The 12,388-nt window shown below is 71.7% G+C and carries 13 protein-coding genes; 6 read left to right on the forward strand and 7 right to left on the reverse strand.

The window, feature by feature from the left end:
* Positions 1–311, reverse strand: a 311-nt coding sequence (locus AOK17_RS38275; RefSeq protein WP_157881483.1) for a GntR family transcriptional regulator, incomplete at its 3' end; no start/stop codon positions are given.
* Between the two features lie 83 nt (positions 312–394).
* Between AOK17_RS38275 and AOK17_RS38280 the strand changes: the two genes are divergently transcribed.
* The gene (locus tag AOK17_RS38280) at positions 395–1,255 is read left to right on the forward strand and encodes an L-histidine N(alpha)-methyltransferase (protein ID WP_055617221.1); all 861 of its coding nucleotides are present in this window, start codon (positions 395–397) and stop codon (positions 1,253–1,255) included.
* Between the two features lie 22 nt (positions 1,256–1,277).
* On the opposite strand, the gene AOK17_RS38285 is transcribed toward AOK17_RS38280, so the two are convergent.
* The gene (locus tag AOK17_RS38285) at positions 1,278–2,123 is read right to left on the reverse strand and encodes a LuxR C-terminal-related transcriptional regulator (RefSeq protein WP_055617222.1); all 846 of its coding nucleotides are present in this window, start codon (positions 2,121–2,123) and stop codon (positions 1,278–1,280) included.
* On the reverse strand, positions 2,120–3,403 hold the full coding sequence (locus AOK17_RS38290) for an ATP-binding protein (protein ID WP_055617231.1): 1,284 nt from the start codon (positions 3,401–3,403) through the stop codon (positions 2,120–2,122). Before AOK17_RS38290 ends, AOK17_RS38285 begins: the two co-directional genes overlap by 4 nt.
* Before the next feature lie 233 nt (positions 3,404–3,636).
* Here AOK17_RS38290 and AOK17_RS38295 point away from each other — a divergent pair, with 233 nt between their 5' ends.
* Positions 3,637–5,097 (forward strand): PspC domain-containing protein, encoded by a 1,461-nt coding sequence (locus AOK17_RS38295; RefSeq protein ID WP_055617223.1) that lies wholly within the window; start codon positions 3,637–3,639, stop codon positions 5,095–5,097.
* Positions 5,084–5,341: a hypothetical protein gene (locus AOK17_RS38300; protein ID WP_055617224.1), complete on the forward strand. Its 258-nt coding sequence runs from the start codon at positions 5,084–5,086 to the stop codon at positions 5,339–5,341. Before AOK17_RS38295 ends, AOK17_RS38300 begins: the two co-directional genes overlap by 14 nt.
* A gap of 193 nt (positions 5,342–5,534) precedes the next feature.
* On the opposite strand, the gene AOK17_RS38305 is transcribed toward AOK17_RS38300, so the two are convergent.
* Together AOK17_RS38305 and AOK17_RS38310 are read right to left on the reverse strand one after the other, a co-directional pair.
* On the reverse strand, positions 5,535–6,056 hold the full coding sequence (locus AOK17_RS38305; RefSeq protein ID WP_079053515.1) for a DoxX family protein: 522 nt from the start codon (positions 6,054–6,056) through the stop codon (positions 5,535–5,537).
* A 235-nt stretch (positions 6,057–6,291) separates the two neighbouring features.
* Positions 6,292–7,593 (reverse strand): hypothetical protein, encoded by a 1,302-nt coding sequence (locus AOK17_RS38310; protein ID WP_079053516.1) that lies wholly within the window; start codon positions 7,591–7,593, stop codon positions 6,292–6,294.
* Positions 7,594–7,935: 342 nt separating this feature from the next.
* Between AOK17_RS38310 and AOK17_RS38315 the strand changes: the two genes are divergently transcribed.
* Positions 7,936–8,841: a DUF4429 domain-containing protein gene (locus tag AOK17_RS38315; protein WP_055617227.1), complete on the forward strand. Its 906-nt coding sequence runs from the start codon at positions 7,936–7,938 to the stop codon at positions 8,839–8,841.
* Between the two features lie 65 nt (positions 8,842–8,906).
* Here the strand turns inward: AOK17_RS38315 and AOK17_RS38320 are convergent, their stop codons facing one another.
* Positions 8,907–9,701 (reverse strand): class II aldolase/adducin family protein, encoded by a 795-nt coding sequence (locus AOK17_RS38320; RefSeq protein WP_055617228.1) that lies wholly within the window; start codon positions 9,699–9,701, stop codon positions 8,907–8,909.
* Between the two features lie 279 nt (positions 9,702–9,980).
* On the opposite strand from AOK17_RS38320, the gene AOK17_RS38325 reads away from it, so the two are divergent.
* Entirely contained in the window at positions 9,981–10,499 is a 519-nt protein-coding gene (locus tag AOK17_RS38325) for a hypothetical protein (RefSeq protein ID WP_055617229.1), read from the forward strand.
* A gap of 75 nt (positions 10,500–10,574) precedes the next feature.
* Positions 10,575–11,072, forward strand: a complete 498-nt coding sequence (locus AOK17_RS38330) for a pyridoxamine 5'-phosphate oxidase family protein (protein ID WP_055617230.1) — start codon at positions 10,575–10,577, stop codon at positions 11,070–11,072.
* 27 nt (positions 11,073–11,099) lie between these two features.
* Here AOK17_RS38330 and guaA read toward each other — a convergent pair.
* A partial coding sequence (gene guaA, locus AOK17_RS38335) for a glutamine-hydrolyzing GMP synthase (protein ID WP_245697629.1) occupies positions 11,100–12,388 on the reverse strand: 1,289 nt, incomplete at its 5' end.

Below are 12,388 nucleotides of genomic sequence, written 5' to 3' on the forward strand. Positions count from 1 at the left end.
AGATGGGTATAAGGGACAGTCCCCCGTCCCTCCACCTGCCCTTCCTCCGAGAGCCGCCGGTACGCCTCGGTCACCACCCCGCGCGAGACGCGCAACTCCGCGGCGAGCACCCGAGTCGCCGGAAGCCGGCTGCCGACCGGCAACCGACCGTCGGCGACGGCCTGCCGCAACTGCCCGGCCAGCCACTCGGCCCGCCCGCCGAACGGCGCCTCGCGCACATCGAGTTGGAGAAAGTCGGAGCCGGAGACGACCGGACCGGAAGCAGACCCCGAACCGGAACCGGGGCTGACCGAACCCGAACCCGAGCCCAACTCCGAAGCCCCGCCTATGGCCCCTTCAACAGCAGCCTCTTTGGACCTGTCCACAGGACCATTCTCGGACGAGGCTCGCAGTCATGACCACAAGCGCCAACCTCACCGACTACGTCCACGGCTACTCCCCCCACGAGTCCCGCCGTCTCGGCGACCAGGCCGACACCCTCGCGTCCCTCCTCCACTTCGGCACGTCCTACCCCGGAGGCAGCAAGGTCCTGGAGGTGGGCTGCGGGGTGGGCGCCCAGACGGTGCACCTGGTCGCGGCGAGCCCGGAGGCCCGCTTCGCGGCGGTGGACATCTCGGCCGCCTCGCTGGCCCAGGCCCGCGCCCGCGTCACGGCCCAGGCCCCGGACGCCCTGGTCACCTGGCACCGGGCCGACCTCTTCGAACTCCCCTTCAAGGACGCCGAGTTCGACCATGTCTTCGTCTGTTTCGTGCTTGAGCACCTGCCCGACCCGCGGCGGGCTCTCACGGCACTGCGCCGCGTCCTGCGCCCCGGCGGCACCCTCACCGTCATCGAGGGCGACCACGGCTCGACGTTCTTCCACCCCGAAAGCGCGTACGCCCACGCCGCCATCGACTGCCAGGTCCGACTCCAGCAGGCGGCGGGCGGAAACGCCCTGCTGGGCCGTCAACTGCACCCGCTTCTCACCGCCGCCGGGTACGAACACGTCGACGTCCGTCCCCTGCCGGTCTACGCCGACAGCTCCCGCCCGGCCCTGGTCGAGGGCTTCACCCGCAACACCTTCATCGCGATGATCGAGTCCGTACGGGAGGACGCCCTGGCCGGGGGCCTCATGACCCCGGCGGACTGGGACCACGGCCTGGCGGACCTGCGCCGCACGGCGGACCCGGACGGCACGTTCCACTACACGTTCTTCAAGGCCGTGGCCGTGAACGCAGCCTCAAGGAACCCCTCGAACGCGGCCGTGAACCCCTGACGTCAGATGACGCCAGATGTCGTCAGACCAGCCGTCGCGCCGTCGCCCACCGCGTCAGCTCATGCCGGTTCGACAGCTGCAGCTTCCTCAGGACCGCCGAGACATGGGACTCGACCGTCTTGACGGAGATGAACAGCTGCTTGGCGATCTCCTTGTACGCGTACCCGCGGGCGATGAGGCGCAGGACCTCGCGCTCGCGCTGGGTGAGGCGGTCCAGGTCCTCGTCGACGGGCGGGGCGTCGGTGGAGGCGAAGGCGTCGAGGACGAAGCCGGCCAGGCGGGGCGAGAAGACCGCGTCGCCGTCCTGGACGCGGAAGATGGAGTCGACGAGGTCCGTGCCGGTGATCGTCTTCGTGACGTAGCCACGGGCGCCGCCGCGGATCACACCGATGACGTCCTCCGCGGCGTCCGACACGGACAGCGCGAGGAACCGCACCGGCTGCTCGGCGTCGGCCATCAACGGCGAGCAGCGGCGCAGGACTTCGACCCCGCCGCCGCCCGGCAGGTGCACGTCGAGGAGGACGACCTCGGGCCGGGTCGCCGTGATGACCGTGACGGCCTGGTCGACGTCGGCGGCCTCGCCGACCACCTCGACGCCGGTCCGCTCGGTCTGCCCGATCTCCGCCTGGACCCCCGTTCGGAACATGCGGTGGTCGTCGACGAGGACCACGCGCACGTGTCGCCCGGGCGCGGAGCCCGCCGGATCGGGGGCGCCCGCAGGGTCGTTGGCGGTAGTGGCTCCGGACGGCGCGCCGGCTCCGGCCGAACCTGCCGCACCGGTCGCCGCGGCAGGGCCGCCGGCCGTGCCCGCGCCGGTCGTGCCGGCGTCCGGCTCGACCGCTCCGGTCGGTTCGTTCGCGTCGCTCATGTCTCCGCCCTCTCCATCTCCAGCTCGACCTCCGTGCCGCCGTCCGGCACCGCGCGCAGCCGCGCCGTACCGCCGTTGCGCTCCATGCGGCCGATGATCGATTCTCTGACGCCCATGCGGTCGTTGGGTATCGAATCCAGGTCGAAGCCCGGACCGCGGTCGCGGACCGACACGAAGACGGTCCTCCCCTCGACCTCGGCGAAGACCTGCACCGCGCCGCCCTCGCCACCGTACTTGGCCGCGTTCACCATGGCTTCCCTCGCGGCCTGCATCTGGGCGCCGATCCGGTCGTCGAGCGGGCAGTCACCGACGACCACGACCTCGATGGGGACGCCGTGCTTGTCCTCCACCTCGGCGGCGTTGCGCTTCACGGCCTCCGCGAGCGTGCCGGGCTCGTCGTCCTCGTCCTTGCCGGTGCCCTCGGGCTTGTAGAGCCAGTTGCGCAGGTCGCGCTCCTGGGCGCGGGCGAGGCGTCGGACCTCGTTCGCGTTCTCGGCGTTCCGCTGTATCAGCGTCAGGGTGTGCAGCACCGAGTCGTGGACGTGGGCGGCGACCTCCGCGCGCTCCTGGGCGCGGATGCGCATCAGGCGCTCCTCGGAGAGGTCCTGGGTCATGCGGACGAGATACGGGCCGGCGAGCAGCGCTATGCCGACGAGGACCGCGAGCGCGGCCTGGAGGACCGAGCCGAGGTGGGCCGCGGAGCCCTGCAGGACGAAGATCGCGGAGACGCCGGTGGCGACGAGCAGGACGCCGGCCGCGGAGCGGAGCAGGGTGATCGTGCGCTTGCGGCGGCCGACCTCCATCCAGCGGGCCCGCCGCGCGTTGTCCGCCTGGCGCCAGACCAGGGCGACGCCCGCGCCCACGAGGACGGTGGGCCAGAGGTAGGCCTTGGCTCCGCCGCTCAGGTCCACATTGCCGACGAAGATCAGGGCCACCACGACCATGGCGAGCAGCGCGACGATCTGGCCCTTGTCGGGCTTGCGGGCGACGAGTCTGCGGCGGCCGTCCGGCGCGGTCTCGGTGGCGAGGGCGGGGGGCCGCTCGGCGTCCACACCGCCGATGCCGAGCGGGACGAAGAACCAGAACGCCGCGTACAGCAACGCGCCGAGGCCGTCCGCCATCATCAGGCCGACGAAGACCAGCCGCACCCAGATCACGGGCAGCCCGAGATGGCCCGCGAGCCCCCGCGCCACCCCTCCGAGCCAGCGTCCGTCACTGCTGCGGTAGAGCTTGCGCGGCGGCCGCGGGTCCTCGACGGTCAGGGTTGCGGCTTCCGGCATGCCATCGATGTTCACATGCCGGGCGGCGCCGGGCATCAGGGTCGACCCCCTAGACTCCCCTGATCTTCGAATCGGCCCGGGGGTCTCCTCCGACTCGGCCCGGGGGTCTCGCCCGGATCGGCACGGAGCCCCTCGGTGATCACCGCGTGAGGGTCCGGCCCAGGGTCGATTTCAGGGTTCGGCCAGGGTCGTACCGACTCCCGTCCGGCCGTCGCGGCCGTCACCATGGACACATGACAGATCACCAGCACGCCGCGCCGGGTCCGGGACCCGGCTCCGGCCCGGCCGGGAGCGGAATCCCGGGGGCGGAGCCGCAGGACACCGTGCCCGCGGCGGGCGCCCGGACGACCGCGGGTGAGGAGCCGCGCACGCCCAGGGAGCCGCGCACGCCGGGGAGTCCGGTCCCGCCCGGGGAGCCCGGTGAGCCAGAGGTCCCGCGGAAGTTCCGCCGCGACCCACGGCACAAGATGCTGGGCGGTGTGTGCGCGGGGCTCGGGCGGCACTGCGACATGGACCCGGTGATCTTCCGGATCGTGCTCGCCGTGCTCTCGGCGACCGGCGGCCTCGGCCTCATCTTCTACGGCTTCGCCTGGCTCTTCGTCCCGAACGACGACGAGGACGAGAACGAGGTGCGCAAGCTCCTCACCGGCCGCGTCGACGGCCAGGCGCTGGCGGGCGTGCTCTTCGCGCTGGTCGGCTGCGGTGTGTTCCTCTCCATGCTGACCAACAGCGGCGTGCTGACGTTCGCGACGACGCTCTCGCTGCTCCTCGCGGGCGCCGGGTACTGGTCGCGGCAGCGCGCCACGGAGGACCCGGACCCGCTCGCCGCGCAGGCCGTCGCCGACGCGCCGCCGGAGGCGCAGGCACCGCCCGTCCCCGCCTCGTTCCCCTCCTGGTGGCGCGAGCCCATCGTCAAGGACGGCACGTATGTGGGCGGCACGGGCTATCTGTGGGGCCCCAAGGACGTGCGCGAGCGCGACATCGCGGCGGCGATCACCATCGCGCACGGCGGAGGCCACGGCCGGGACATACGGACCCGGGCGCCCAAGCCGCCAGGACCCCGCTCGATCGGCGGCCGGGTGTTCCTGTTCGCACTCCTCGCGGGCCTGCTCGGTACGCGCCTGACCTGGGACGACCGCGCACTGGGCGACAGCCTGCAGACCGGCCTGGCCTGCGCGCTCGGCGTGCTCGGCCTGGGCATAGCGGTCAGCGCGTTCCGGGGTCGCACCGGAGCGGGGTCGATCTTCCTCGCCATCGTCACGGCGGGCCTGCTGGCGTGCTCGGCGGCCCTGCCGAAGGACATCAGCACCCACTGGGTGCGTACGGACTGGAAACCTGCCACGGCAGCCGCCGTACGGGAGCACTACAACCTCGGCACCGGCGTCGGCACGCTCGATCTCAGCCGGATCGACCTCGCCGAGGGCCGGACGGTGACGACGAACGCCGAGGTGGGGATGGGACAGCTCAAGGTGATCCTGCCCGAGGACGTGACGGTGAACCTGGTGATCGAAGTGGGCGTCGGCGACATCCAGCTGCCGGGCGACGACAAGCAGGACGTGGACGTGGCCCCGGGCAAGCACAAGCAGGTGACACTCGCCCCCGCGGACAAGGACAAGGACAAGGCAGGCGGCACGTTCGACCTCACCCTCGAAGTCGGCATCGGACAGGCGGAGGTCACCCGTGGCACGTCATGAGTTCCAGCCCGGCCGGCTCGTCGCGGGCCTCTTCCTCACCCTCACGGCCGTCGTCTACGCCGGAGACGCGGGCGACGCCTGGGACACCCCGTGGTTCGTGGTGATCCCCCTCGTCACGGTCGGCCTCTGCCTGGCAGCCGCGGCAGGCACCCTGTCCCACGCGATGCGCCGCCGCCGGCGCCGCGCGCTTCCTGCCCGGGAGACTCAGGACTCCCGGGCGGACGAGCAGATACCGGGCCTGTAGCCCCTCGCGCAGCCCGGCACAGGCACACCGACGCGGCCGGCCCCGGCGGCTGCGGCTGCGGGGAAGCGCGATGCGGTAGAGCCCCGCGCCTCTTCAGGGGCGCGGGGCTCTGAGATCTGCGGCGGCTCCGCCGCCTGGCGCGGCCGGCCCCCACCGGCCCGCGGGTCGATCACCTCGGCCGGCGGCGGAGCGCCTAGTAGGCGCTGCTCGTCCGGCGCCTTCGCCGGGACCGGATCATCGCGTCCACCGAGAACACCGATGCCCCGGCCAGCACGATCGGCAGCCAGGCCATCAGATAGGGAAGGTCGTTGCCGTAGTAGTACGGGTCCGACGCCCAGCTCACCGTCAGCCAGAGGCTGAGGGAGATGAGGGCGCCACCGAACGCGGCGAGACGCGCGAAGAGACCGATCAGCGTGCCGATACCCACCGCGAGCTCACCGAAGGCGATGGCATAGCCGAAGCCGACGGGATTCTTCAGGGCGAGATCGACGAGCGCCGGAATGGCCGAGGAGTCGCGCACCGTCCGCATCAGGTCACCGACCGACCCGGCCCCCGCGTCGTGCATGAAGGCGCTGTCGGTCAGCTTGTCGATTCCCGCGTAGATGAAGGTGACACCGAGGAAGACCCGCAGCGGAAGCAGGGCGTAGCGCGTCGCGGCGTCCCGCCAGTCACCGCCGCCGTCGTCCATGTACCCGGAGTGCGTGTCCATTCGCATGCCGTGAGCCATCGCTCTCCGCCGCCTCTCGCCGCCGCCGAACGGTTCACCCCTCAACTGACGATACGTACGACGGCGGGCTCCCGCTCAAGAGCGGACGCACAAATTTTCACCAGGTCCCCCTGAACATCCCCTTTTGAGCCCGTACGGGAACGGAGGATCCGCATCCGCGGGCTGTCCACCGGAGAGACGTCCATGCGAGTGGCGGGCGGGAGCCGTGGGCCGGGCACCGCGGTCACTCCGTCACATCGATCCCCACCCGGTTCGTCTCCAGCCCCGCCGCGGTGACGACCTGTACGTCCACCCGCCCGGGCTCCACATCCGCCGGTACCGGCACGGTGAGCACCGCGTCGGAGGGGTTGCTGAACCCGCCGGGCACCGGAACCAGCGGCACGTGCACATGCACGGCCCCGATCCGCACGACCATCCGCGACAGCCGGTCCGCGCCCTGCGCGCCGGGCGGCACGAATCCGGCGCCCCGGATCTCGATGTCGTCGCCGGTCCGGATCGGCGCGTCCAGATCGCCCGCCTCGCGCGCCCGCACGACCGACAGAATCACCGGCCGCCCGCCCTCCGCGTACTTCCCGGCGACGTACGTGGCGGCCGACACCAGCACCATCACGGCCAGCCCCCACGGCAGATCGGGCAGCTGCTCGGGCCGCCGGGCCAGCCGCACCGCCGCGAAGACGAGTGCGACGGCGCCCACGACCACGTACTGGATGTCGGCGAAGCTGCCGCGGCCGGAGTCGTCGGTGAGGAGATCCGCGGCCCGGGGCCGGTCGGCCCGTACCTTCTGCAGCCGCTGCCCGAGGACGCGCAGCCCCACGACCCGCCGCACGAGCACGGCGATCGCGCACACGACGGCGAGCACGGTCACGATCCCGGCTCCCCGCGCGAGGTCGAGCCCGGCGATCAGGGTGTCCCGCTCGTCGGGAGAGGACGCTCCGGCCAGCCGGCCCGCCAGCACGAGCACGGCGTAGACGACGAACAGCACCCAGCCGACCGCCACGGCACGGGAGGTGGACAGCCGGTTGTCCTCGCCGATGACGGGCGCCAGCACCCCGCCCCGCGCCCGGTGGAACCACGAGGCGCCGGTCAGCAGCGCGCTCACGACCACCGCGGCCACCAGCCCCGCGGTCCGCGCGGCCGTCCAGCCCGCCCCGATCGCGGTGAGCGTCTGCACCAGGAGCAGAACGACGACAACTCCCCATACGGCGATGACGGTTCGCCGCCACACCAGGCCGAGCCAGACCTCGCCCTCGGCCCGCCCGCGCTCCGCGACGACGTCCGCGGACTGGGTCAGTTCGTCCGAGACCCACTGCCTCGACGCCCCGGCCGAGTACGCGACGGCCGCGGGCAGCCCTCGCCCGGACGCCAATTCGTCCCGCTTGGAAAGGAATTCGGCAACGGCACGCCGATGCCCCTCGCGCGCCCCGTGCGGACAGTTCCCGCAGGTGCAGCCCCCCTCGTGCCCGCTCCGACCGGCGCCGCGCCCGGCGTCACGCCCCGCGCCCTGTCCAGTCTCCTGCACCGCCACGCCCGTTGCCGCCTTCCAGACCATTGGGTCGAACCCTCATTTGCCGCACGCCCACCGAACCGGCCGTACGCCCCACCGAACCGACGCACGCTCCACCGAACCGACCGCACGCCCTACCGATATGCCACGTTCGCACGCCACCGCCGCACCACGGACAGCGGCACGACCACCGGCCCCCAGGGCCCCGGTCGCACAATCAACCCCCGCACATCTGCGCAGCCGCACAACTGCCTCGCGACGACAGCGCATTGTGCCGTACCCCACACCCCGCGCGTCCGCCAGGTCTGGTCAGCGCGGGTGAACCGCCCACCCCCGTGTTGACCCGGCTGCGAGAATTCCCGTATGGCCGAGATCATCCAGCGCGACGGGACCTGGGCCTTCGACGGCAGCACGGTCCGGATCACCCCTGGACTGCACCGCTCCGTGCCGCTGTTCCGGCAGACGTACGGAGAGATCGCCGTGCCCCTCGAAGCGGTCGCGGGCGTCGCCTACGAACCCGAACGCAAGCGGGGCCGCCTGCGCCTGAGACTCCGCGAGGGCGCCGACCCGCTGCTCCAGGCGACCGGAGGCCGCCTGCCCGAACCCGCGGACCCGTACCGGCTGGTGGTGGACATCGACCGCTCGGGCGTCGCCGAGTACGTCGCCGAGGAGATCCGGCGCGCCCTGCTGCTCGAAGAGATTCCCAAGGAACCGGCCAGAACCTACCTCGTGCCCGGCCCGCCCGTCCCCGTTTCGGTCCGTTCCAGCGACGGCACGGTGTCCTTCGACGGCACCCAGGTCCGTATCGACTGGAGCGACACCTCGGACCGGGTGAAGCGCGCGACCGGCCCGCGCATCATCGACCTGCCGGACCTGGTCCAGGTGGAGTGGCTGCCCAACTCCGGTTACGAGGACGGGTTCCTGCGCTTCGTGACGCGCGACTCGGTGTTCTCCAAACTGCCGCCGGAGAAGGACCCGTTCGCCCTCGACCTGTGGGGCAGCGCCCGCCGCGATCTGCTCACGGCGCTGGTCGCCACCGCGGTCATGGCCCGCCTCCCGCACCCGTCCACCCGGTCCGGCGAGTACGCCCAGGGCGACCCGCCCCGCCTCCCGGCCGCCCCCGAGGACGCCGTACCGCAGCTGCCCCGGCAGGGCCACCACGACGTACTCCTGCGCCGCCTCAGGGAGTTGGGTGAACTGCACCGCGACGGGGTGCTCACGGACGAGGAGTTCGCGACGACGAAGGCGGCGGTGCTGCGGGGCTTCTGACACGGGCGACTCGGGAATTCCGACTCGGGCCTTCTGATCGAGAGGGTCTGGTTGGGAAGACCGGGCTAGCTCAGCAGATCTGGTTCGCTGCGGCTGATGTCCTGCCACAGCGGCTGGTAGTTGATCCACGCCACCAGATCGCCGCCGAGCTGCTCCCGCGTGGCGACCGCCTGCTTGTGGTCGATGAGTACGGGACGGCCCGCCGCGCACGCGGTCAGCTGCACCTGGCACGAGCGCTCCATCGACAGGAACCACCAGGCCGCCGCGTCCACCGAGTCGCCGACGGTCAGCAGCCCGTGGTTGCGCAGCACGAGCGCCTTGCGGGTGCCGAGCGCGGAGGCGATCCGCCGCCCCTCCTCGGCGTCCACGGCGACCCCCGAGTACGCGTCGTACAGCGCGTGGTCCTCGTAGAAGGCGCAGCTCTCCTGGGTGATCGGGTCGAGCAGGTCGCCGAGCGCGGACAGCGCGCGGCCGTGCACCGAGTGGCAGTGAGCCACCGCGACGACGTCCGGCCGGGCGGCGTGCACCTGGGCGTGCACGGTGAACGCCGCCTGGTTCACGTGATAGCGGCCCTCGATCACCTGCCCGTCCTCGTTGGCCATGACCAGATCGCTGACCGTGACGTGCTTGAACGGCATTCCGAACGGGTTGACCCAGAAACAGTCGCTGTACTCCGGATCGCGCGCGGTGATGTGACCGGAGACCCCGTCCTCGAACCCGAGCCGGCCGAAGAGCCGCAGCGCGCCCGCGAGGCGTTCCTTGCGGTGCCGCCGTTCGTCGTCCAGCGACTCGTGCATCGGCGGCATGGCGAACCGCAGCCGGTCGGTGGGAAGCGGCAGGGGCGGTGTGGGCCCGTGCATATGTCCTCCAGCCCTGAGGTACGGACTCCGTACGTGTTTACGGGCGGGAAGTTACCGGCGGTCAGCGCAGGAGAACAGAGATGTTCGTGAAGAGAGTGCACAACCGTTGCACGGGGTCGCTGGTCTGCCTGTCCGGAGCCAATCTATTCGGTCGGGCACCTGCACCGACGCCCCCTGGAGGACCCCCGTGCGCAGTCACCCCCCTACGCTGCGCGGACCGCGTCCCGCGACCGCACCCCCCACCCGCCCATGAAGAGAAACGAGCGCCTTGTCACAGGCATGCTCAGACAGATCGCCACGCGCGACGTGGTCGTCCTGGACGACCTCGGCGGGTCCCCCCGCCGCCTCGCCGCGCTCACCTACATCGCCGTGCAGTACGGATTCCGCTACGAGGAGACGAACAGACTCGGCCAGACACTCCAGGTCCGCCTGACCCGCGACCCCCGCCCCGAGGCCCGCGAACGCAGCACGGCCGCCCTCGGCCGCCTCGCCGCGGGCCGCGCTCCGGGCATGCGCCCCGGCACGCTCAAACCGCTGCCCGACGTGGCACCCGCGGTCGGGCTGCTCAAGGCCCGTATCGAGTTCGACGCGCTCTCCGACGACCTGGACTGGCGCCGCAAGGCCGTCTTCATGACCGCCAGCGCGGCCCTGATGGCGCTGCTGCTGATCCCCGCGGGCTGGAGGGCCTCGCTCGCCGCGAGCGCCACCATGGCCGCGGTGTTCGCGGTCTTCCTGCGCCTGGAGGTGTTACGGAAGGACCGGCTGGCCCGGCGGCTGCGGTCGGCGGGGCTGATCTGAGCGATCCGCCCGCCCGGGAATTCCTCTGCCGCAAAGGCGACAGAAGATGTCGGGTATCGGCGTAAGACTCGTCGTATGACTCGGACGACATCGACCCGCAGGACATCGAACTGGGCAGCGTTCACCGCCGCGGAACCGGACCTCGCCAAGACCGTCGAGGACCGGTTCGCGGCCTTCACGCACCACATCGTGGCGACCCTCCGCAAGGACGGGTCGCCACGCACCTCGGGACTCGAAGTCCGGTTCCTGAACGGGGAGTTGTGGCTCGGCATGATGCCGGACTCGCTCAAGGCACTGGACCTGCGCCGCGACCCGCGCTTCGCCCTGCAGGCCAATCCGGGCCCCGGCACGGAGATGGCGGGCGGCGACGTACGGATCGCGGGCCGGGCCGTCGAGGTCGAGGACCCGGCGGAGCGCGCCCGGTACGCCGAAGAGGTGGAACCGCCGGAGCCGTTCCACCTCTTCCGCACCGAGCTGACGGAGGTCGTACGGACCTACGTCGAGGACGACAAGTACCTGGTCGTCGAGATCTGGAAGCCCGGAGAGCCGGTGCGGACTCTCAAGCGGACGTGAGCCCCGGGGACATCCGGGGCCGGGGGACTACTCCCACTCGATGGTGCCCGGCGGCTTCGACGTCACGTCGAGGACGACCCGGTTGACGTCCGCGACCTCGTTCGTGATGCGCGTCGAGATCTTTGCGAGGACGTCGTACGGCAGGCGCGACCAGTCGGCGGTCATGGCGTCCTCGGACGAGACGGGCCGCAGCACGATCGGGTGGCCGTACGTCCGGCCGTCGCCCTGGACGCCCACGCTGCGGACGTCGGCGAGCAGCACGACCGGGCACTGCCAGATCTCGCGGTCGAGGCCGGCCGCCGTCAGCTCCTCGCGGGCGATGGCGTCGGCCTCGCGGAGCAGGTCGAGCCGTTCCTTGGTGACCTCGCCGACGATACGGATACCGAGGCCGGGGCCGGGGAACGGCTGGCGCTGGACGATCTCGTCCGGCAGGCCGAGCTCCTGGCCGACCATCCGGACCTCGTCCTTGAACAGCTTGCGCAGCGGCTCGATCAGCTTGAACTCGAGGTCTTCCGGCAGCCCGCCCACGTTGTGGTGGGACTTGATGTTGGCGGTGCCGGTGCCGCCGCCGGACTCGACGACGTCCGGGTAGAGCGTGCCCTGCACCAGGAAGGCGACCTCGGGACCCTCGTCCGCGATGATCTCGGCCTGCGCCTGCTCGAAGACGCGGATGAACTCGCGCCCGATGATCTTCCGCTTCTCCTCGGGGTCGCTGACCCCCTTGAGGGCGGTGAGGAAGCGCTCCTCCGCGTCCACGACCTTCAGCTGTACGCCGGTCGCGGCCACGAAGTCCTTCTCGACCTGCTCGGTCTCGCCCTGGCGCATCAGACCGTGGTCGACGTACACGCAGGTCAGCTGGGTACCGATGGCCTTCTGCACGAGGGCCGCGGCTACGGCGGAGTCCACACCGCCGGACAGACCGCAGATGGCGCGCTTGTCGCCGACCTGCTCACGGATCGCGGCGACCTGCTCCTCGATCACACTGCCGGTGGTCCAGGACGGGGTCAGGCCCGCGCCCCGGTACAGGAAGTGTTCGAGCACCTGCTGGCCGTGCGTGGAGTGCATGACCTCGGGGTGGTACTGGACCCCGTACAGCCGCTTCTCGTCGTTCTCGAAGGCCGCGACCGGGACGACGTCCGTGGAGGCCGTCACCGAGAAACCCTCCGGGGCCGCGCTGCACGCGTCGCCGTGGGACATCCACACCGACTGCTCGTCCGGGGTGCCCTCGAAGAGGGTCGAGCCCGACTTGGAGACGTGCAGCGGCGTCCGGCCGTACTCCCGGGCGCCGGTGTTGTCGACCGTGCCGCCGAGGGTGG

Origin of the sequence: Streptomyces phaeochromogenes, assembly GCF_001418655.1 — a bacterium.
GTDB classification, from domain to species: Bacteria; Actinomycetota; Actinomycetes; order Streptomycetales; family Streptomycetaceae; genus Streptomyces; species Streptomyces phaeochromogenes.

Coding starts and splice junctions, on each gene's coding strand:
- AOK17_RS38280 (WP_055617221.1), top strand. CDS start 395: ATGACCACAAGCGCCAACCTCACCGACTACGTCCACGGCTACTCCCCC.
- AOK17_RS38285 (WP_055617222.1), bottom strand. CDS start 2,123: ATGAGCGACGCGAACGAACCGACCGGAGCGGTCGAGCCGGACGCCGGC.
- AOK17_RS38290 (WP_055617231.1), bottom strand. CDS start 3,403: ATGCCGGAAGCCGCAACCCTGACCGTCGAGGACCCGCGGCCGCCGCGC.
- AOK17_RS38295 (WP_055617223.1), top strand. CDS start 3,637: ATGACAGATCACCAGCACGCCGCGCCGGGTCCGGGACCCGGCTCCGGC.
- AOK17_RS38305 (WP_079053515.1), bottom strand. CDS start 6,056: ATGCGAATGGACACGCACTCCGGGTACATGGACGACGGCGGCGGTGAC.
- AOK17_RS38315 (WP_055617227.1), top strand. CDS start 7,936: ATGGCCGAGATCATCCAGCGCGACGGGACCTGGGCCTTCGACGGCAGC.
- AOK17_RS38320 (WP_055617228.1), bottom strand. CDS start 9,701: ATGCACGGGCCCACACCGCCCCTGCCGCTTCCCACCGACCGGCTGCGG.
- AOK17_RS38325 (WP_055617229.1), top strand. CDS start 9,981: ATGCTCAGACAGATCGCCACGCGCGACGTGGTCGTCCTGGACGACCTC.
- AOK17_RS38330 (WP_055617230.1), top strand. CDS start 10,575: ATGACTCGGACGACATCGACCCGCAGGACATCGAACTGGGCAGCGTTC.